Source organism: Cutibacterium sp. KBN10P07758, assembly GCF_050286205.1.
GTDB lineage: Bacteria > Actinomycetota > Actinomycetes > Propionibacteriales > Propionibacteriaceae > Cutibacterium > Cutibacterium acnes.
The window spans coordinates 324,666-344,123 of sequence record NZ_JBNNQV010000001.1 but is presented as its reverse complement, the minus strand read 5'-3'; the positions used below and the strand labels follow the sequence as shown (position 1 = coordinate 344,123).

Annotated in this window: 18 protein-coding genes; 7 read left to right on the top strand and 11 right to left on the bottom strand. The window is 60.8% G+C overall.

Features of this window, described 5'->3' with window-relative positions; genetic code table 11:
• Positions 1 to 21: 21 nt before the first annotated feature.
• The 6 genes from ACOYO3_RS01760 to ACOYO3_RS01735 form a co-directional block, all read right to left on the bottom strand.
• A complete protein-coding gene (locus ACOYO3_RS01760; protein WP_002514480.1) occupies positions 22 to 483 on the bottom strand; it encodes a heat shock protein transcriptional repressor HspR in 462 nt (153 codons plus the stop codon).
• Position 484: 1 nt separating this feature from the next.
• Positions 485 to 1,627 (bottom strand): molecular chaperone DnaJ, encoded by a 1,143-nt coding sequence (dnaJ, locus tag ACOYO3_RS01755; protein WP_002516350.1) that lies wholly within the window; start codon positions 1,625 to 1,627, stop codon positions 485 to 487.
• Between the two features lie 73 nt (positions 1,628 to 1,700).
• On the bottom strand, positions 1,701 to 2,366 hold the full coding sequence (grpE, locus tag ACOYO3_RS01750; protein WP_002516191.1) for a nucleotide exchange factor GrpE: 666 nt from the start codon (positions 2,364 to 2,366) through the stop codon (positions 1,701 to 1,703).
• An 84-nt stretch (positions 2,367 to 2,450) separates the two neighbouring features.
• Positions 2,451 to 4,304 carry a molecular chaperone DnaK gene (dnaK, locus tag ACOYO3_RS01745; RefSeq protein ID WP_002514483.1) on the bottom strand — a complete coding sequence of 618 codons (1,854 nt, stop codon included), beginning with the start codon at positions 4,302 to 4,304 and terminating at the stop codon, positions 2,451 to 2,453.
• A 259-nt stretch (positions 4,305 to 4,563) separates the two neighbouring features.
• Positions 4,564 to 4,797, bottom strand: coding sequence for a hypothetical protein (locus tag ACOYO3_RS01740; protein WP_002514484.1), 234 nt, complete (start codon positions 4,795 to 4,797; stop codon positions 4,564 to 4,566).
• Positions 4,794 to 5,939 (bottom strand): inorganic phosphate transporter, encoded by a 1,146-nt coding sequence (locus ACOYO3_RS01735; RefSeq protein WP_002514485.1) that lies wholly within the window; start codon positions 5,937 to 5,939, stop codon positions 4,794 to 4,796. Before ACOYO3_RS01735 ends, ACOYO3_RS01740 begins: the two co-directional genes overlap by 4 nt.
• 423 nt (positions 5,940 to 6,362) lie before the next feature.
• On the opposite strand from ACOYO3_RS01735, the gene ACOYO3_RS01730 reads away from it, so the two are divergent.
• Positions 6,363 to 7,094 (top strand): response regulator transcription factor, encoded by a 732-nt coding sequence (locus tag ACOYO3_RS01730; RefSeq protein ID WP_002516358.1) that lies wholly within the window; start codon positions 6,363 to 6,365, stop codon positions 7,092 to 7,094.
• Positions 7,095 to 7,294: 200 nt separating this feature from the next.
• Complete coding sequence (locus tag ACOYO3_RS01725) at positions 7,295 to 7,477, top strand: hypothetical protein (RefSeq protein ID WP_002519483.1); 183 nt, start codon at positions 7,295 to 7,297, stop codon at positions 7,475 to 7,477.
• Between the two features lie 124 nt (positions 7,478 to 7,601).
• Here the strand turns inward: ACOYO3_RS01725 and ACOYO3_RS01720 are convergent, their stop codons facing one another.
• Positions 7,602 to 7,811 (bottom strand): hypothetical protein, encoded by a 210-nt coding sequence (locus ACOYO3_RS01720; RefSeq protein WP_002519484.1) that lies wholly within the window; start codon positions 7,809 to 7,811, stop codon positions 7,602 to 7,604.
• A gap of 22 nt (positions 7,812 to 7,833) precedes the next feature.
• On the opposite strand from ACOYO3_RS01720, the gene deoC reads away from it, so the two are divergent.
• Positions 7,834 to 8,508, top strand: coding sequence for a deoxyribose-phosphate aldolase (deoC, locus tag ACOYO3_RS01715; RefSeq protein ID WP_002516188.1), 675 nt, complete (start codon positions 7,834 to 7,836; stop codon positions 8,506 to 8,508).
• 23 nt (positions 8,509 to 8,531) lie between these two features.
• Here the strand turns inward: deoC and ACOYO3_RS01710 are convergent, their stop codons facing one another.
• From ACOYO3_RS01710 to ACOYO3_RS01695, 4 genes are all read right to left on the bottom strand, one after another.
• On the bottom strand, positions 8,532 to 9,260 hold the full coding sequence (locus tag ACOYO3_RS01710; RefSeq protein ID WP_002518209.1) for a ThuA domain-containing protein: 729 nt from the start codon (positions 9,258 to 9,260) through the stop codon (positions 8,532 to 8,534).
• A 146-nt stretch (positions 9,261 to 9,406) separates the two neighbouring features.
• Positions 9,407 to 10,582 (bottom strand): FHA domain-containing protein, encoded by a 1,176-nt coding sequence (locus tag ACOYO3_RS01705; RefSeq protein ID WP_002516272.1) that lies wholly within the window; start codon positions 10,580 to 10,582, stop codon positions 9,407 to 9,409.
• A gap of 172 nt (positions 10,583 to 10,754) precedes the next feature.
• On the bottom strand, positions 10,755 to 13,406 hold the full coding sequence (gene ppdK / locus ACOYO3_RS01700) for a pyruvate, phosphate dikinase (RefSeq protein ID WP_002516208.1): 2,652 nt from the start codon (positions 13,404 to 13,406) through the stop codon (positions 10,755 to 10,757).
• Between the two features lie 338 nt (positions 13,407 to 13,744).
• A complete protein-coding gene (locus ACOYO3_RS01695; protein WP_002516217.1) occupies positions 13,745 to 14,629 on the bottom strand; it encodes a pyruvate, water dikinase regulatory protein in 885 nt (294 codons plus the stop codon).
• Positions 14,630 to 14,721: 92 nt separating this feature from the next.
• On the opposite strand from ACOYO3_RS01695, the gene ACOYO3_RS01690 reads away from it, so the two are divergent.
• The 4 genes from ACOYO3_RS01690 to ACOYO3_RS01675 all read left to right on the top strand — a co-directional run bounded on the left by ACOYO3_RS01690 (position 14,722) and on the right by ACOYO3_RS01675 (position 19,351).
• Complete coding sequence (locus ACOYO3_RS01690; RefSeq protein WP_002524441.1) at positions 14,722 to 15,810, top strand: class I SAM-dependent methyltransferase; 1,089 nt, start codon at positions 14,722 to 14,724, stop codon at positions 15,808 to 15,810.
• A 79-nt stretch (positions 15,811 to 15,889) separates the two neighbouring features.
• Entirely contained in the window at positions 15,890 to 16,747 is an 858-nt protein-coding gene (serB, locus tag ACOYO3_RS01685) for a phosphoserine phosphatase SerB (RefSeq protein WP_002519680.1), read from the top strand.
• A 2-nt stretch (positions 16,748 to 16,749) separates the two neighbouring features.
• Entirely contained in the window at positions 16,750 to 17,559 is an 810-nt protein-coding gene (locus ACOYO3_RS01680) for an aldose 1-epimerase (protein WP_002519486.1), read from the top strand.
• 277 nt (positions 17,560 to 17,836) lie between these two features.
• Positions 17,837 to 19,351: an acetyl-CoA hydrolase/transferase family protein gene (locus ACOYO3_RS01675; RefSeq protein ID WP_002516227.1), complete on the top strand. Its 1,515-nt coding sequence runs from the start codon at positions 17,837 to 17,839 to the stop codon at positions 19,349 to 19,351.
• Positions 19,352 to 19,458: the final 107 nt, after the last annotated feature.

Below are 19,458 nucleotides of genomic sequence, written 5' to 3'. Positions count from 1 at the left end.
CCACACCATCGTGGTCTGAAGTCAACCACGATGAGAAGGCAGTGCCAACTGGGCATGAACGACCGTCCGACCCATATGCACCCGGCCGGTCGACTCAGCAGTAAAGACTCTCGGATCTTCACTGCCCTGGTAACGCGCCACTTGCATCCCACGCACGGTGTCGGTGAGCTCGTCCACCTGCTCCGACAACTGTTCGATCCTACGTTCCATCTGAAGGATCCTTCGGATGCCGTTGAGGTTAATCCCCTCTTCCTGGGACAGATGCTGGACCATCCGCAACGCAGCAACGTCACGCATCGAGTAGCGACGCCCCCGCCCCCGAGTGCGTTCGGGCACTACAAGCCCGAGCCGATCGTAAGTGCGCAGGGTCTGAGGGTGCATTCCGGCGAGCTCTGCCGCCACTGAGATGGCGAAGATGGCAGCGTCCTTGTCGATCACCGCAAGATCAACAGCGTCGGATAGATTCCTGCTGCGCCTCACCATCTCACTTCACCTCCCATGGTCGCGGAGTGGCCTGGGGGAGGGAGTCACGAAGTCTCTCCACGACATGCCGGGCGTCGTCGTCAAGACTCTCCGGGACAGCAATCTCAACGGTGGCGAGTAGATCCCCCCTGCTGCCGTCGGAACGCGGCACTCCACGCCCCCGCACCCGGAAGGTACGGCCATTCGGTGTCCCAGCCGGAATACGCAGTCGAACGGTCGTTCCCGCTAGAGTCGGCACCTCCACCTCGGCGCCCAGAGTGGCCTCTGGAAAGGTCACTGGCACGGTGACGGTGAGGTTGTGGCCGTCACGACCAAAGATCTCGTGTGGACGCACCGTCACCTTGACGTAAAGGTCACCCGCTTTCCCGCCATTCTCGCCAGGAGACCCCTTGCCCTTAATGCGAATGCGCTGACCATCCTCCACCCCGGCAGGGATGCGGATCTGCATAGACTTGGTGGACTTAGCCCGACCCGATCCGTGGCAGACCTGACAGGGGTCCTCAACGATCATGCCTCGACCGTGACAATCCGGGCAGGGCTCGGTCATCTCGAACACCCCACCAGCCGAGCTAGCATGCATACCCGACCCTTGACAGGTCGAGCACACTCGCGGAACGGTACCAGCCCGAGCTCCAGTCCCCCGACATGCCTGGCAGGGTGCCTGAGAGACCATGTCCATAGTGACGGTGGTCCCAGACACGGCATCGTCGAAGGAAATCGTCGTCTCCCCCTCAACGTCAGCTCCCCGACGTGGCGACCGGGACGCTGTGCGACGTCCCCCGCTAGCCCCAAAGAGATTGCCGAACAGGTCACCGAACCCGTCCCCGTTGGAGGCAGTACGTAGAAAATCCTCCACGTTGACGCTGGTCTGCGCTCCACCACGCGGGAACCGGAATCCACCTGCTGATCCGAACAGGCTACGAGCCTGGTCGTACTCCTTGCGCTTCTTGACGTTCGACAGCACGTCGTTGGCCTCCGAGGCCTCCTTGAAACGAGCCTCAGCGGCTTTATCACCAGGGTGGGAGTCGGGATGGTTGTCCCGGGCGATCTTGCGGAACGCCTTCTTAATTTCTTCGGGCTTCGCGTCCTTGGAGACACCGAGGATCTTGTAGTAATCCTTCTCAGCCCAGTCCTTGGTACTCATCTAATTCCTCCCTCCCTGGCCATCGTCGGATTTGCGGTCATGGTGGCCTCATCGTAGTCGGCCAAGATCGCCGTCACTCGTTACGCGGCGTCTCGTCATCCTCGTCAGCCTGAGCGGACTCGCCATCAGCCTGGCTGGATTCATCGGCTGAGGTCGCGTTGGGATCCGGGTCCGAGACGGCCACACGTGCCGGACGCAGGACGCGATCGCCAAGCTTGTAGCCGGGCTGCATTACCTGGCTGACGGAGGTGACGGAGACCCCCTCCATCGGCATCTGCATGAGTGCCTCGTGGAGGTTCGGGTCAAAGACGTCACCCACCTCGCCGAAACTGGTCAGGCCGTGATTATTGGCGACCTTCTCCAGCTCGTCGACGACGAGCTTGAAACCGCCCTCAACCTCACCGTGCTGACGAGCCATGGCGATTGAGTCGAGCACCGGCATAAGGTCGGTGATGACCTTGTCCACACCGGACTGACGCGACAGCGCGCGGTCACGGTCAACACGCCTCTTGTAGTTGACGTATTCGGCCTGTAGACGCTGCAGGTCCTCGGTACGCTCGGCCAGCAGAGCCTCGAGTTGGGACTCACGGGACAGTTCCTCCGGAGCCGGCGAGTCAGTGGCCGACTGATCAGCGTCGATGTCGACGTCACCAACAATGTCGGCAAAACGCTCGTCGACGTTGTCGTCGCGGTTCTCGTCGGCCTGGTCGTCGTCGGGATTGACGTTCTTATCAGTCATCTGTGTTCCTTCACGTGAGTGCCGGCCGCCGGGCCATCGCGATGGCGACCCGGCGGCGGGGCTGGGGTCAGGCCGTGGCCCCGGTCACTTTTTCTCGTCCTCGTCGTCGACGATTTCCGCATCCACGACGGTGTCATCACCAGACTCCGAGCTGGCCGACTCTGCGTCTTGGCCCTGCGGGTTCTCGGCCTGAGCCTGCTGAGCGGCAGCGTAGATCGCCTGGCCCATGGCGGACGCCTTCTGGTTGAGGTCGTCCATGGCGGCCTTAACCTCGTCGTCGTTGTCGGTGCCCTTCAGGGTCTCCTTCAATGTGGCGATGGCCTCAGTCACCGGAGTCTTGGTGTCCTCGGGGATCTTGTCGGAGTTCTCGTCGAGCAGCTTCTCGGTACGGAACGCCAGGGCATCGGCCTCGTTACGCATCTCAACGGCCTCGCGACGCTTCTTGTCAGCCTCGGCGTTGGCCTCAGCCTCCTTGACCATGCGGTCGATCTCGTCCTTGCCCAGGGCGGATCCGCCGGTGACAGTCATGGACTGCTCCTTCCCGGTGGCCATGTCCTTGGCGTGGACGTGGACGATGCCATTGGCGTCGATGTCGAAAGACACCTCGATCTGCGGGATGCCGCGCGGGGCCGGCATAAGACCGGTCAGCTCAAAGTTGCCCAGCGACTTGTTATCGCGGACGAACTCACGCTCACCCTGGAACACCTGGATCATCACCGACGGCTGATTGTCCTCAGCAGTAGTGAACACCTCCGAACGCTTGGTCGGGATGGTGGTGTTGCGCTCGATGATCTTGGTCATCACGCCGCCCTTGGTCTCAATGCCGAGGCTCAGCGGGGTGACGTCGAGGAGCAGTACATCTTTGACCTCACCCTTCAGCACACCGGCTTGCAGGGAGGCGCCGAGGGCCACAACCTCATCGGGGTTGACGCCCTTGTGCGGATCCTTACCAGCGAGTTCCTTGACGAGCTCGGCGACAGCGGGCATACGGGTCGAACCACCAACGAGGATGACCTCGTCGATCTGCGAGACGTTGAGTCCGGCATCCTTCATGACGGCGTTGAACGGGGTGCGGCAGCGCTCGAGGAGGTCGGAGGTCATGCGCTGGAACTCAGCGCGGGTCAGCTTCTCGTCAAGGTGGAGAGGCCCAGCAGCACCAGCGGTGATGTACGGCAGATTGATATGGGTTTCAGAAGCCTGCGACAACTCAATCTTGGCGCGCTCGGCGGCCTCCTGCAGACGCTGCTTGGCCATCTTGTCGGCAGCCAGGTCAATGCCGTTAGCGTTCTTGAACTGGGTGACGAGCCAGTCGACGATGCGCTGGTCCCAGTCGTCACCGCCGAGGTGGTTATCGCCGTTGGTGGCCTTCACCTCGAAAACGCCGTCGGAGATGTCGAGCAGGGAGACGTCGAAGGTGCCACCACCGAGGTCAAAGACCAGGACGGTCTGGTCCTTGTCGGTCTTGTCGAGGCCATATGCCAAGGCGGCTGCGGTGGGCTCGTTGACGATACGGTCGACGGCCAGACCGGCGATCTCACCGGCCTCCTTGGTGGCCTGACGCTGGGCGTCAGAGAAGTAAGCCGGGACGGTGATGACGGCGTTCGTCACCGGCTCACCGAGGTAAGCCTCGGCATCCCTCTTGAGTTTCTGCAGGATGAACGCACTGATCTGCTGAGGCTTGTAAGTCTTGTCGTCAACACCCATGGTCCACGCTTCACCCATATGGCGCTTGACGGAGCGGACAGTGCGGTCAACGTTGGTGACGGCCTGGCGCTTGGCGACTTCGCCGACGAGGGTCTCGCCGGAGTTAGTGAATGCGACCACCGACGGGGTGGTACGAGCACCCTCAGCGTTCGGGATGACAGTGGGCTCGCCGCCCTCAAGGACGGCGACGCACGAGTTGGTGGTTCCGAGGTCGATACCGACTGAACGGGCCATAGTTGGTTTCCTCCTGATGGACGAATGTTCTGGGACTACATCCCCTTGAGCGACTTCGACTCAACTCTAGCCCCTGAGTCACGAGCACTCAAGTTGACGTTGGCTGATTTTTCATGAAGTTGAGTTCGCTACACTCAACCGACGATCCGGCGGGAGTATTCCCACCCACCGAAAGTCTCGTCAGGACATCCTCAGACGGCCCCTTCCGACCATGAAAAATGCCGGACGGCGAACCGTCCGGCAGCTTCCGCACTTCACGTCAGTGAAAATACGGGATAAGCAGGTATAACCCATACAAGACGATGAGGCCTGCGACGCCAATCGCCGTCCAGCCCAGAGCCACCAACCCGGCGGCACCGTCGCTGCCAGCCTCCGCGCGCGCATGCGCCCGATCGAGCATTAGTGCCCCACCCGAAACGACGGAGACAATGAGAACGGTGGCCACGACGGTGACGACGGACACCAGCCCTAGCGAAGTCCAATCAATATTCATGCTGCAGTCCCTCCGGCTACGGCGGAGCCCTTACGGACGCCCACCTGGGTGGAGTCATTAACGTTCCTATGGTCAACCTTGTGCTGGTTGGCCTGACGGACAATCAGTGCGGCCATGACAGCCAGCAAGCCGAGGTCGACAATGACGCCCCAAGTGCCGGCACCGGCGACGGCTGAGGTGACGGCACCAACGAGAGCGGCCGCCGGCAGCGTGACGAGCCACGCGATAACCATCTTTCCAGCGGTGGCCCAGCGAACCTCAGTGTGACGGCCGATACCCGAGCCCAGAATCGATCCCGAACAGACATGGGTGGTCGACAGGGCGAAGCCCAGGTGCGAAGAGGCCAGAATCGCGGCAGTGGAGGCCGTCTCAGCCGCAAAACCCTGCGGAGACTCGATATCACATAGACCTTTGCCCATGGTCCGCATGATGCGCCAACCACCCGAGTAGGTACCTAGACCGATGGCGCACCCCGCAGCCAGGATGACCCACCACTCTGGGCCAGTGCCGGAGGCCTGGTATCCAGCGGAAATGAGGACCAGGGTAATGATGCCCATCGTCTTTTGACCATCAGAGGTGCCATGCGCGAGAGCGACCATGGAAGCTGAGACTCGCTGGCCGTTAAGGAACATCCGCGAAGAGTGGTGGGCAGTGTGGTTGGTGATGCGGTAAGCCAGCCACGTGGCCACTAAGGCCGCGATACCCGCAACAAAAGGGGCAACCAAGGCCGGTAGAACGATCTTGCTCATGATCTTGCCAGCGTCGATGCCACTCATACCAGCCTCAACCAACACAGCACCGATAAGGCCACCAAAGAGAGCATGGGAGGAGCTGGATGGCAGACCGAACAGCCACGTTGCCAGATTCCAAATGATGGCACCGATAAGTCCAGCAAAGACCATGGGAGCAGTCACCAGGTGATCGTTGACGATACCGCCCGAGATCGTCTTGGCGACCTCAGTCGACAGGCACGCGCCAATGACGTTGAGCACAGCCGCGATGATGACGGCCACCTTGGGCTTGAGTGCCCCGGTTGCCACCGACGTTGCCATAGCGTTGGCTGAGTCGTGGAAGCCGTTAGTGAAGTCGAATGCCAACGCCGTCACAACGACGATGACCACGATTAACAGAGTCGAACTCATGCAAGATCCTTCGTGCGGGCCGTAACGCCCCCGGACGGCAAGCTGGGATCCCCCGCCCCTTACCGGAGCGGGGAGGACGGTCAGCCAGAACCCGGGAGCAGCTCCAGCCGGCTGACACGTTACGCCCAGTTGGCCTATCTTCGCGCGGCGGGATCACCTCAGATGACATCAAGGTAAACGATTTTCACCCGACACGCTGCCGTCCGACACAAAACTCCGTCGTGTAAACCCGACTTCACGCGGTGTTTGACAGCGCAGCTCCAACTATCGCACCGCTCCGCTAGCGCTGTTGTTAGCCAAGAGTTCACCATGACTTCACATCAGCCCCGGCCGCAGCAGGCGTTACACCGTTGCCCATCTTCACAGGAAGATAACAGGAGACCCATAAGGCAAAACGGACTTTCCACGTGAAACCCTTAATCCATGGCATTCCCCACGCAACCTTCCAGATTCACCCGCGCTGACGGGTCCCCCATCCGCGTCCTGGTCGTTGAGGACGAACCGAGCCTCACTGGGTTGCTCTCCATGGCCATGCGTTACGAGGGATGGGACGTCACCACCGCTAATTCCGGTGCTCATGCCGTCCACGAAGCACAGGCCACCCGCCCTGACGTCATCGTCCTCGACATGAGGCTGTCTGATTTCGACGGTCTCGAAGTCATGAGGCAGATCCGAATAAACCAGCCCACTGTTCGGGCGGTTTTCCTTACTGCCAAAGACGCCGCTAGTGGCCGTATCGCTGGCCTCACCGCCGGCGGGGATGACTACGTCACCAAACCTTTCTCCCTCGAAGAGGTCATCGCCCGGTTACGCGCCCTCCTGCGCCGTTCGGGGGCCACCGAACCCAAGCCCGACTCCATGTTGACGGTTGGAGACCTCACCCTTGACGAGGACTCCCGGGAGGTACGCCGAGCAGGCGAAGAAATCCACCTGACGACCACCGAGTTCGAGCTGCTGCGCTACTTCATGCGCAACCCCAAGCGAGTGCTCTCCAAAGCCCAGATCCTTGACCGAGTGTGGAATTACGATTTCAGAGGTCAAGCCAATGTCGTCGAGTTGTACATCTCTTACCTGCGCAAGAAGATCGACAGGGGACACAAACCGATGATCCACACCATGCGTGGGGCAGGTTACGTTCTCAAACCTGCAGAATGAGAGCGTCCAAGCGATTTCTCTCCTAGCCCGCCTATAGGCGATCACCCGCTCGCCTCGCGCTGGAACGAATCCCCCCAAAGCACAGGCCTGCATGACATCTGGATCTATGACCTCTCGAGTCCTCCCCAATGACCTCAAGTTAGCATCACGTCTATAAAGCTTCTATCCCCTTCGTGAGGCAATATGCCCCCAAGATTGGGATGACGATAAGACGAATAAATGTAATAACGGTACACGCTGTCGTCATTAATGACAGCGTATACATTAACCCCGAAGACCTCAAAGACTGGAACAGTCTCACAGGGCAAGAGAGAATCTTGCCGGTGAGACGCCGTGGTGAGCGCAAGAATACTATGACAGAAAGCCACTTGACTACCATCTAGCTATTAGCATGGGTCTTGCAGGGGCATGAATTACCTCCATGAAGGATAATGCCGTATGTGTCAAAAGGATGCCCACGAGCTGATTGACATGGCCACCGACTTCATGAATCGGCGTCCCCAGCTTTCACGTGGCGGCCATTTTGAAATCCTTGAACATGATGGCATTAGCCGCCTTTTCTATCACAGGGCTTCCTGCTGCCACTGGTATGATGTTCCTCATTCGGGGAAGCATTGCACGTGGTGTAGCAGGCTCAGCGTCGAAGAGCGCAGACGCCGCCTGATGGGACTGCTGGAACAGGAGACCACTAACGACAAGCCAGTAGGCTGGAGGCACTTACCCAAGACAAGGAGCTGGCATGTCCTCTGCCCCACTGTCTGCCACCGAGTTGGCCGGCATGATCGATCACACCCTGCTGACCCCTGAGGCCACCCACAACGACGTCGCCAAGCTGGTCGCCGATGCCAAAAAATATGGGACGTGGTCGGTGTGCGTATCGCCATCGATGCTGCCGTTGAACCTCGACATGGGTGACGTGCATCTGGCCGTCGTGTGCGGGTTTCCGTCAGGCAAGCACACCAGCGCAGTAAAGGCTGCTGAGGCTCGTGAGGCCATCGCCGCAGGGGCCGAGGAGGTCGACATGGTGATCAACCTTGGTCTGGTAAAGGAGGGACGCTGGGAGGACGTCACCGCCGATATCGCTGCCGTCAAGCAGGCCGTCCCGGATCCGAAGATCCTTAAGGTCATTATCGAGTCGGCGGTGCTGACCGACGACGAGATCGTGCGGGCATGCCAGGCTGCCGAGAAGGCCGGCGCCGACTTCGTCAAGACGTCGACGGGATTCCACCCACGTGGCGGCGCAAGCGTCGAGGCCGTCAAGGTCATGGCTGACACTGTTGGTGGACGTCTGGGCGTCAAAGCGTCCGGCGGCATCCGCGACTACCAGACGGCATGCGCGATGGTCGAGGCCGGGGCGACGCGTCTAGGAGTTTCCTCGACCGCCAAGATCCTTGCCGGAGCTCCCACGGAGTGACGCCGTGCGTAGCGTTGACGCTGTCAAAGCACGGGCTGAGTCGACGACGGATTAACCTCAGCCGCGCCCTTGGCGGCAGCCTCGCGACGTTTCCAGTTAAGCAGCCACGAGACCTCGTTGCACAATAGCTGGCGTCGCGACGCCGAGTAGTACGAGCGCGGCGAATGGCCCAGACCGTCATATACGACGCTATTGCCCATCACCCAGCACATCGGGTGGAATTCCTCTCCGGTCTCGTGGAACAGCAGCGGGGTCGCGAGCGGGTTGATGTCCAGGTCGGAGTAGCGCTCGTCATAGACCACTACCTGCTCAACACCACGCAGAATCGGGTGATCTGCCGCTTCCGGCATGGGCTCAAAGACGGCGTAGGACCTCTCAGGATGTCCGCTCACTCCTAGCACCCACTTACCGCCAAGAATGGACGACCACAGGTCCCAGTCACAGAAGGTGTTGCACGCAGTGTGTAGTCCGAGGATTGGCTTGCCAGCCTCGTGATGTTCCAGGATCTTGCTGTGGGCGCGCGACCACTCCGGGATGTAGTCCCACTCTTCCTCCGGGTCGCCACCCCCGGTATTAACGATGAGCAGATCCGCGCCGGCGAGGTGATCCAAGGCCTCCGGATACGATCGCCTCACCTCCACCTGATGGCCCCGCTCAGTCAAGACCTGGGAGACAGCCTCGGAGGTTGCGTCAAAATCGTGGATGTTGTCCGCATAACGCCCAGCTCCCGACAACACGAGAATGTGTCCCATCGGACTTCCTTCCTGATTCTGGGTAAACCCAAGGAATCACACTAGGAGACTAACTCGCAAAGGGCGAACCGGTGACGTTACAGCTTGGTGTCGAAATCTCCTCCCGAAACGAGGGCAGCGTCGTTCCAGGACATCCACGCCCAGAGTCAGCCTTGATAAGCCTCGATAGTGATGACAACTCCGTCACCTAGATCGACCGAATCACCGATGGACAGGTCGACCGTCTGGCCGCTCTCCAACTGCAACGGCTCCTGGCCGATGCGGCAAACGACGGTGCCGTTCGTCGAATGCATGTCAGTGACCTCGATCCCCCACTGGCCAGGAGCGACCTTGACGTGGGTACGGCTAATGTCCTGCCCCGGCGACGGCACCCGCATGATGTCCTCGCCATTATCGCCTCGCGGAGCCCGCCCAATAAGAACAGGACCGTAGAGGTGGGTCACCTCTCCGGTGCTCGAGACGAGGGTGGCAGCCGCAGCGTCCGACTGCGAAGACAGACGGTCGCTCGTCGAGATCGACGCAAAGCGCCAGTCGCCATGGGAATCATCCTGAGAGCGAACTGGGGCAACAGCATCCTCACCGTCAGACTCCCGGGCCTCGTCACTTGTGGCGGACTCGGTGACAGACGCAGGCCCGACGGCGGTCTCAGGAACCTCGCCCGGGGCCGGAACCTCCACGAATCCGGGAGCGCGGTCCTCATCATCGGGTGCCTCGCCTGACCCGGCGTCCTCACCCGTCTCATCAGAGCCCTCAGACTCGTCAGCCTTGTGAGCCTCGTCCGACTCTGATGTCCACGGCTTGAGCGCATCGTCACCTAACACGCGTGGACGATGGACTTCGTCGGTCTGCGGTACGATGAAGGGCTCAACATTGCCGGTGGCATCGATGATGAGTTTGCTCGCCTGGGCAACACCTAGCAGCAATGGCATCGATAGTCCCTGCCCAGCCTGCTCCATTTCGACGACGATGGTCGCCGGGTTCAGTTTCTTCTCGCTCCACGTCAACAGACCGTCACCGTGGTTGACGATCTCGCCGGTGGAGGCGTCCTTGACGACGATCTGGCCACGCGCCAGGGAATACATCTCCCCATCCACCCAAAAGAACGCCCCCAAGCTGGGCATCTTGGCCAGCCCGATGATCGAGAGGGTTTCAACAAGCGACTCGGGATCCTTGGCCTCGGCTACGTGCCGCCAGATGGACGACACCAGGCCGGAGTGGCGCGGGGCAGCTGGCTGCATGACGACGAGACTGCTCGGCCCAGTCAGCACCACCCAGGAACCAGGGATGTAGGTGGCACGCCAAGCACCGAAAGTCTGGGACATTGATCCTCCAGAAGTCGAGGCACGATTAATGCCATTATTCCGCGACTATGGACCCGAGTCGACGAACCCCCTCCAATCGGATGCGAAGTAGCCGGTACATACCGCCGTGTATGCGGCCTCTCCACCACGATGGAGAGGCCGCAGAATCACACATCAATAATGCGATGGCAGATCACTTCTCCTGCTGGGAGATGACTGCCTGGGCCGCAGCGAACCGCGCGATCGGTACACGGAACGGCGAGCAGGACACGTAATCGAGCCCAGTCTTGTTGAAGAAGTGGATCGAGTCCGGATCGCCACCGTGCTCACCGCAGACCCCGACAGACAGCTCTGGATTAGTCTTGCGGCCCTTTTCAACGGCTCCGGCAACGAGCTGGCCGACGCCCTCTTGGTCGATCGAGGCGAACGGGTTGTCCTTGAGGACCTTAGTGCGCAGGTACTCAGTGAGGAAGCCATTCTCGGCGTCGTCACGGCTGATGCCCAGCGTGGTCTGGGTCAGGTCGTTGGTACCGAAGCTGAAGAAGTCAGCAACTTCGGCAATCTTGTCGGCAACCAGGGCGGCACGCGGCAACTCGATCATGGTTCCGATCTTGACGTCGACCTTGGTACCGGCAGACTCGAACTCTTCATCGATGGCCTGCTGAACGATCCGACGATGGGTCTCAAGCTCGATTGGGGTGAAGACCAACGGGATCATGATGTGGATCTGGACGGTCTCACCCTCCTTCTTGAGCACCGACAGGACAGCGCGAATAATCGCGCGGGCCTGCATGTCAGGAATCTCCGGGTAGAGCATGCCAAGACGGCAACCACGGGTACCGAGCATCGGGTTCTGCTCGTGCAGCTTCTTCACCTGGGCCAACAGACGACGTTCCTTGTCGAGCTCACCAGCGTCAGCACCCTGGTTCTCCATCTTTTGAACCTTGAGGGACTGCTCAACGAGGTTCGGCAGGAACTCGTGAAGAGGCGGGTCAAGCAACCGGACAGTGACGGGCAGGCCCTTCATCGCGGTGAAGATACCCTCAAAGTCATCCTGCTGCATAGGCAGGATCTTGTCGACGGCTGCCTGACGCTCCTCCGGAGTGTCCGCGGTGATCATCTCGTGCATGGCCGGCAGACGATCAGCACCGAAGAACATGTGCTCGGTGCGGCACAACCCGATGCCCTCGGCACCCAGCTCGCGAGCCTTGGCAGCGTCGGTGGCATTGTCGGCGTTGGCCTCAACACCTAGGCGACGGATCTCGTCGGCCCAGGAGAGCACCTCCTGGAAGTCCGCGTTGATCTGCGGTGGAATGAGCTTGAGGCCGCTGGCGAAGACCTCACCAGTGGATCCGTCAAGGGTGATCATGTCCCCCTCGTGGATGACGGTGTCACCAATGGTCAGGGTGGCGGCCTTAGCGTCAATCTTGATGCCACGAGCGCCGGCAACGCAGGGCTTGCCCATGCCACGGGCGACAACGGCCGCGTGGGAAGTCATGCCACCGTGGGCAGTCAGAACGCCCTGGCTGACGATGACGCCGTGAATGTCGTCAGGGGTGGTCTCAAAGCGAATGAGGACAACCTTCTCGCCCTTAGCGCCACGCTCAGCAGCAACGTCAGCGTCGAAGACAGCCTCACCAACAGCAGCACCCGGGGAGGCCGGCAAGCCCTCGGCAACTGGCTGCTCGCTGTGGTCCGGGTCGATCGCCTCGTGCAAGAGCTGATCAAGCTGAGCCGGCTCGATCCGCATGAGGGCTTCTTCCTTGGTGATGACCCCCTCGTCAACGAGGTCGCGAGCCACCTTGAGGGCCGCAGCAGCAGTGCGCTTACCGTTACGGGTCTGCAGCAGGTAGAGCTTGCCATTCTCGACGGTGAACTCCATGTCCTGCATATCGCGGTAGTGCGACTCCATCTTCTTCATGGTGTCGATGAGGTCGTGGTAGGCCTCCGGAAGCACTTCCTCCATCTCGGCGAGGGAACGCGGGGTGCGGATACCAGCAACGACGTCCTCGCCCTGAGCATTAACGAGGAACTCACCATAGAGCTCCTTCTCACCGGTGGCAGGGTTACGGGTGAAGCAGACACCGGTAGCGGACGTGTCGCCACGGTTGCCGAAGACCATCTGCATGACATTGACGGCGGTACCCAAGTCGTCGGGAATCTTGTTGGCTTTGCGGTAGACGAAGGCACGCGGGTTGAGCCAGGAACGGAAAACGGCGTCAACGGCACGCATCAGTTGCTCACGCGGATCGGTTGTCCAGTTCCCACCGAGCTGCTCGTTCGACAGCTTCTTGAAGGTGTCAACGAGACCCTTGAGGTCATCGGCACTCAGATCGGTGTCGGACTCGACGCCTTTCTTCTCTTTAAGGGCGGTCAGGGCATCCTCGTAAATGTGAGCGTCGATACCCTCGACGACCTCGCCGTACATTTGGATGAAGCGGCGGTAGCAGTCCCACGCAAACCGCTCATTGCCAGCTTCCTTAGCGATGGCCTCAACGGTGTCGTCAGAGATGCCGAGGTTGAGGATGGTGTCCATCATGCCGGGCATCGAGATCACGGCGCCAGATCGCACGGAGACCAGCAGCGGCTTCTTGTCGTCACCGAGGACGCGACCGGTGCGCTCCTCAAGTCGCTTAAGGCCGTCCCATACTTGGGACTCCAGATCTTCGGGCCACTCACCCTTCCTCGTCATGGTGTCCACGCAGGCTTCGGTGGTGACGGTAAACCCGTCGGGCACCGGGACGCCGAGACGCTTCATCTCGGCAACTCCTGCGCCCTTGCCGCCGAGCAGCGGTTTCATTTCCGCACTGCCCTCGGACAAGTCGTACACGTAACGGTCAGTCATGACTGATCTCCTTCGATCTGTGTCAGCCTGTTCAGCAAATCACGGCGATCGGGCCCGTGCGACTGCGTAGCGGACCCGAGGCCCAGCCCTCAGTTGGGCCGGATATGGTCATTCTTTCACGCTGGTGGGGCATTTTCACTAGCAGCAACCACCGAGAATGACGAATATCACCAAGTCATCGTCATATCGCGCGGTCTCCGGCAGCGGTGAGTACAGCGGCGGTCCCTGATGCGCAGCTCTCATTCTTCCTCACAGCGCGTGAAAGCACGGACCACAGAATTACGACGAGCGCAAGCTCCGCCGCCATCACGCCTTCCGACCTCTGTGACTCTTCGCAGTCAGGGGCGCATGCGATACGACCCCGCAGGCTTGCGCAACCGGGTACCCGCCGTCTTGGCTCGCTGATCAACGACGTCAATGACCTTCGTCGCCGACTCCTCCAAGGCCAGGCCGGTCGTGTCAATGATGGGGCACCCCAGCCGACGCTGAATCTTGCCACCCTCGTCCAGCTCCTCGTAAATCGCGGCGAGGTCCGCGTACCCGTCCTCATTACCAAAACCGCCCAATCCACGCACTCGGCGACCACGGATTTCCAGCAGACGCTGAGCGTCAATCGTCAACCCAACAATGCGCCATCGGTCCACCGCAGCGAGCTCGGTCGGCGGAGCGATGCCAGGAACCAGCGGGACGTTAACCGTCTTGTAGCCTAAGTACCCCAGGTAGATCGATAACGGCGTCTTTCCTGATCGGCTCACACCTACCAGGCAAATATCAGCCTCGGTCAGGCGGTCGGGAATAGCGCCATCGTCGTTACGGACTGCGAATTCCATCGCGGAGATCCGGGTGAAATAGTCGGCCTCAACACCCACCGGACGGCGCGGTACCGCGTCGGCATCTAGGCCAGAGGCCTCCTCCATCGCCTCGAGCATCGGACCCATAAGGTCGAGCTCACGAATGCCCATCTCTTCACACGCATCGGAGACCATTCGGCGCATATCGGGCAGCACCAAGGTATGCACAACGCACACCCACTGCCCAGCCTCGTGAGCCTCTGAGACAGCCTCAAGGGCCGAAACCATTTCCGGGACGGTGCCGATCATGGGGTGGCGCACGATGTGCCAATGGGCCCCCTCGAACTGACTGCGGGCGGCCCGAGCCAGACGAACGGCGGTCTCACCCGTCGAATCAGCGATGACGTGTATTTCCAGGGGCGACTCTGCCATGTCGCCATCTTAGGACTGCCACACCCTGACTCTATGCCGCCACTACCGCGCAACGACTATCCATAGCTGCGGAGAAACATCCCAACAAGACAATGTTAACGTTACCATCAGCGCTTACTGACAGCTCCGAACAGCATCGCCAAGTCGGCGCCCTCCCGATCTGGGAGACTGCCACCATGGATGCTGCCACCCGGGACCCCGTTGACGAGCTCATCGCCGCCGAATCACCGCACGCCAACTCAGTGTGGGTGTTGGGGCGTCCTTCCTTGATGCATATGGCCGAGGGACGGGTTGCGGCGTGGGCTGATGACTGCCGCGATCTCGCCGACATCCCTGAAGCCATCCGCCTCAACCCCTTAACCGCAGGCGACGTTTCAGACAGCCCCGTGGTGTGGATGGGCCTGCCAGCCAGCCTCGACGAACTCGACGAACTGTTAGGAACGCTGTGGCGCATCCTTGGCCCCGATGCCCATGTCGTCGCCGGTGGGCGCATCAAGCACATGAGCCGGTCGATGAATGACGTCGCCGCCCGCTGGTTTAACGAGGTCCACGCCAGCCTCGGGGTGCGCAAAGCCCGTGTGCTGCACTTCTCGTCACCTCGGCAGCGCCCCGCCATCACCGGTACATGGCCGCGCACCAACACCGTCAACGGATTGACGATCCGAGCCCACGGAGGTGTCTTCCACACCGCCGGAGTCGACGCCGGAACCTCCCTGCTACTCGACTACCTCGACGCCATCGCAGCCGACGTCCACTCCGACGCCGTCGATCTGGGGTGCGGGAATGGTGTCATCTCCGCCCATTTGGCGCGACTGCTCCCCCAGGCCACGATTCACGCTACCGACGTGTCATGGCAAGCCATTGATTCCACCCATCTCACCGCTCAGGCGAACCAGCTCGACATCGTCACTCATTGGTGCGATGGTCTAGTCGATATACCCAATGAGAGCGTCGACGTCGTTGTCACCAATCCGCCCTTCCACCGTGGCACCGCCCAGGATCACGCCCCGACCCTGGCCATGCTGGCTGACGCCGCACGCGTGCTACGCCCCGGCGGGACTCTGTGGTGTGTATACAACAACCACCTGCCGTGGGCGTCTCATGTCCAGCGCACTGTTGGGCCGACCCACCAAGTCGTGCGGAATCGTCGATACACCGTCATCCGAACAGTGCGTCGATAAGCCGAAAGCCCTCAAGCCCGCACCGCGCCAAAGGCCGTGACCTCGACCAAACCCGCCCAAACGCACCTACCGTAGTCTCATGAATTCTCGCGTCATCCTCGTCAGCGACGATCGCTCCAGCCTTCGCTCCCCCGACACCCTGCTATGGCCCGATGCGGCCTGTATGCGCGGCATTCACACCGGTGAGTGGACCGCCCATATTTTCGAATACGCCATGTCCTTCGAGGGCAATATGACGCAAGTGCGTGAGCTCGCTGCCGCCAACGGTGTCGGTGTGCTGCATCCCCACGGCGCCCTGGCCACCGATCCGCCTGGTCTCATCGTCTGCGACGTTGACTCGACCGTCACACGCACCGAGGCCATCGATCTACTCGCCGAGTGCGCCGGGAATGCCGATGAGGTCCGCGAGATCACCGCCCGCGCCATGGTCGGAGAACTGGACTTCACACAGTCCCTGTACGCCCGAGTCAGGTGTCTGGAAGGGTTGCATATCGGGGCCCTCGAAGAGGCGTGGAAAGCCACCGTCATCACCCCTGGGACAGCCGAGCTAGTGGCCGCTGCACATGACGTTGGGGCTGCCGTCGGATTGGTATCTGGCGGGTTCACGGCCATAGTCGATCCGTTGGCCGAACAGATCAGGGCTGATTTCGCAGCGTCCAATGAGCTCGAGATCGTCGATAATCACCTCACCGGACGAGTGGTTGGTGACATCATCGACCGGGCTGCAAAGGCAACCTGGCTACGTCGCTGGGCCTCGGAACGTGGGGTCGCTCTTGAGCGAACAATCGCCCTAGGGGATGGAGCTAACGATCTTGACATGTTCGCTATCGCTGGGCTGCCGATTGCCTTCTGCGCTAAGCCGGTCGCCGTCGAGGCTGCACGAAACACCATCAGGTGTGAGCGGATAGACACAGTCCGCGCCGTGTGGGCCCACTGACCATGATCATAAAGAGCATGAGTACCCTTCCTGGAACCCTTCATTCGGCCCATAATGGCACTTGGCAGGTAGCAGAGCATGGCTGCCAAGTGTTGGCCTGGCAAGCCGACGACAAGCCCGTCATCTGGTTCGACGCCGAGCATGCTGACGAGTCCGAGGCCGTGATCCGGGGAGGAATCCCGCTGTGTGCCCCGTGGTTTGGTCACGGCCCCAACAATGATCAGGACCCCCAGCATGGTCTAGCCCGTCGCACCGACTTCGAAGTAACGGTCGCTGATCCCTTCCGCGTTGTCGGGGTTGCTGAGACCGCGTCCATCGGAATCCGTCACGAGGTTGTCATGACGAACACAGCCTTAGAAATGACGCTTACTCTCACCAACCATGATCAGAAACCACGCGTCGTCGAGGGGATGTGGCACACCTACCTGCGCGTCGCAGATGCCGCACAGGCACGGGTCAGGGGCGTTCGCGGCGCCAGCTGGCACAACTTCGCGACCGGCGACAAGGGGTCCTTCGACGCCAATGAGCTTGCCGTAGCTCCTGATACTGACACCGTCATCCAGGGAGTCGGGCCCGCCCTAGCCCTCCTCGATTCAGCGTGGGGACGCCAGATCCACGTGGAGACAACAGGGTGTCCCAGTGCCGTGGTCTGGAATCCACGCTCCTCGTCGACACATGCCGATAACCCGACAGCCCAGGCATGGCGCGATTTCGTATGCGTCGAGACCGGGGCCTGCAAGGACAATGCGGTCATTGTTGCCCCACACAGCGACCTCACCATGTCCACACGGATCAGCGTCGAAACGTTGTGATCATGGCCAAGATCGGACGCCGCGGAGGCCACACTCGACCAGACATGTGGGGCAGTGTCACGAACATCCGTGCAAACACTTCACCTGTCCACGAGCAACAGTGCTCACCCGACTCCAAATAGCAGGGGTAGCTCATCCCGTTCTAAAGAACGCCATATACAGTGATGTCACGGTTTCGGACCGCCTTCACCGGGAACGAAACAGTGTTTCTTCGACGGTTCACAGGTAGTGCTGTGTGCCGTCACCGACAACCAGCCGCACGGCGGCAGGAGGACAGATGTCAGAGCGGATTGCCAACGCAGCCCTGCGTCAGAAAGTGATGAGCGCGGACGACGCGGCTGCCCTCATCCATGACGGCGACCAGATCGGATTCGGTGGATTCACTGGGTCGGGCTACCCCAAGGAACTTCCAGGCGCACTGACCAAGCGCATCCAAGAGTCCCACGGCCGTGGTGAGAAGTTCACCGTCAACGTCTTCACCGGAGCCTCGACCGCTCCTGAACTCGACGGCGCCCTCGCCTCTGTCGACGGCATCGGCTGGCGTATGCCGTACCAGTCCGATCCCCAGATGCGAAGCAAGATCAACGACGGCACCTCCTTCTATACCGACATCCATCTGTCGGAGTCGGGCATGATGGTGCGTCAGGGCTTCTTCGGCAAGGTCGACTTCGCCGTCATCGAGGCCACACGAATCACCGCGGACGGGGATGTCGTCCTCACCTCGTCGGTTGGCAACAACGCGGTCTACTGTGACACCGCCGAGAAAGTCATCATCGAGGTAAATTCGTGGCAGTCCGAGGACCTCGAAGGAATGCACGACATCTACGGTGGTTTTGCGCTTCCTCCGAACCGGGTGCCGATCCCGATTACCCATCCCGGTGACCGGATCGGTGACAAGTTCCTCCACATCCCCCAGAACAAGATTGTGGCGATCATCGAGACCGCAGGCCCCGACCGCAACACCCCGTTCAAGCCGATCGACGACGACTCTCGCAAGATCGCCGGATTCCTGCTCGACTTTTATGACAACGAGGTCAAGCAGGGACGCATCCCCAAGAACCTGCTGCCGCTCCAGTCCGGCGTCGGCAACATCCCGAACGCCGTTCTTGACGGCCTGCTTCACTCCGACCTGGAGCATCTGACCTCGTACACCGAGGTGATCCAGGACGGCATGATCGACCTCATCGACGCCGGCAAGCTTGACGTCGCCTCCGCTACCGCCTTCTCGCTGTCGCCTGACTATGCGCACAAGATGAACGAGAATGCAGCCTTCTACCGCGATCACATCATTTTGCGCCCGCAGGAAATTTCGAACCACCCCGAGGTCATTCGCCGCCTCGGCGTCATCGGCGCTAACGGCATGATCGAGGCCGACATCTATGGCAATGTCAACTCGACCCATGTCATGGGCTCGCGGATGATGAACGGCATCGGTGGATCCGGCGACTTCACCCGCAATGCCTACATTTCGGCCTTCGTGTCCCCATCGACAGCCAAGGGTGGCGCCATCTCGGCGATCGTCCCGATGGTCTCCCACGTCGACCACACCGAGCACGACGGCATGGTTATCATCACCGAGCAAGGCATCGCTGATCTGCGTGGCCTGGCCCCACGCCAGCGCGCCCCGAAGATCATCGAGAACTGTGCCCACCCGGACTACCGTCCGATGCTGCTCGACTACTACGAGCGTGCGCTGCGCGACTGCAAGTTCAAGCACACCCCGCACCTGCTGGGTGAGGCGTACTCATGGCACACCCGGTTCCTCGAGACCGGCACCATGAAGAAGGACTGAGGTCTTACTTACAACCCTGACCCACATTCGCCCCAGGACCGTTTCGGTTCTGGGGCGATCATTATGTGCGGCAGTCGCGGCAAGTGACGATTTTCGTCACGTCACGT

Coding starts and splice junctions, on each gene's coding strand:
- serB (WP_002519680.1), top strand. CDS start 15,890: ATGAATTCTCGCGTCATCCTCGTCAGCGACGATCGCTCCAGCCTTCGC.
- deoC (WP_002516188.1), top strand. CDS start 7,834: ATGTCCTCTGCCCCACTGTCTGCCACCGAGTTGGCCGGCATGATCGAT.
- ACOYO3_RS01740 (WP_002514484.1), bottom strand. CDS start 4,797: ATGAATATTGATTGGACTTCGCTAGGGCTGGTGTCCGTCGTCACCGTC.
- ACOYO3_RS01730 (WP_002516358.1), top strand. CDS start 6,363: ATGGCATTCCCCACGCAACCTTCCAGATTCACCCGCGCTGACGGGTCC.
- ACOYO3_RS01680 (WP_002519486.1), top strand. CDS start 16,750: ATGATCATAAAGAGCATGAGTACCCTTCCTGGAACCCTTCATTCGGCC.
- ACOYO3_RS01695 (WP_002516217.1), bottom strand. CDS start 14,629: ATGGCAGAGTCGCCCCTGGAAATACACGTCATCGCTGATTCGACGGGT.
- dnaK (WP_002514483.1), bottom strand. CDS start 4,304: ATGGCCCGTTCAGTCGGTATCGACCTCGGAACCACCAACTCGTGCGTC.
- ACOYO3_RS01760 (WP_002514480.1), bottom strand. CDS start 483: ATGGTGAGGCGCAGCAGGAATCTATCCGACGCTGTTGATCTTGCGGTG.
- ppdK (WP_002516208.1), bottom strand. CDS start 13,406: ATGACTGACCGTTACGTGTACGACTTGTCCGAGGGCAGTGCGGAAATG.
- ACOYO3_RS01735 (WP_002514485.1), bottom strand. CDS start 5,939: ATGAGTTCGACTCTGTTAATCGTGGTCATCGTCGTTGTGACGGCGTTG.
- ACOYO3_RS01725 (WP_002519483.1), top strand. CDS start 7,295: ATGACGATAAGACGAATAAATGTAATAACGGTACACGCTGTCGTCATT.
- dnaJ (WP_002516350.1), bottom strand. CDS start 1,627: ATGAGTACCAAGGACTGGGCTGAGAAGGATTACTACAAGATCCTCGGT.
- ACOYO3_RS01675 (WP_002516227.1), top strand. CDS start 17,837: ATGTCAGAGCGGATTGCCAACGCAGCCCTGCGTCAGAAAGTGATGAGC.
- grpE (WP_002516191.1), bottom strand. CDS start 2,366: ATGACTGATAAGAACGTCAATCCCGACGACGACCAGGCCGACGAGAAC.
- ACOYO3_RS01710 (WP_002518209.1), bottom strand. CDS start 9,260: ATGGGACACATTCTCGTGTTGTCGGGAGCTGGGCGTTATGCGGACAAC.
- ACOYO3_RS01705 (WP_002516272.1), bottom strand. CDS start 10,582: ATGTCCCAGACTTTCGGTGCTTGGCGTGCCACCTACATCCCTGGTTCC.
- ACOYO3_RS01690 (WP_002524441.1), top strand. CDS start 14,722: ATGTTAACGTTACCATCAGCGCTTACTGACAGCTCCGAACAGCATCGC.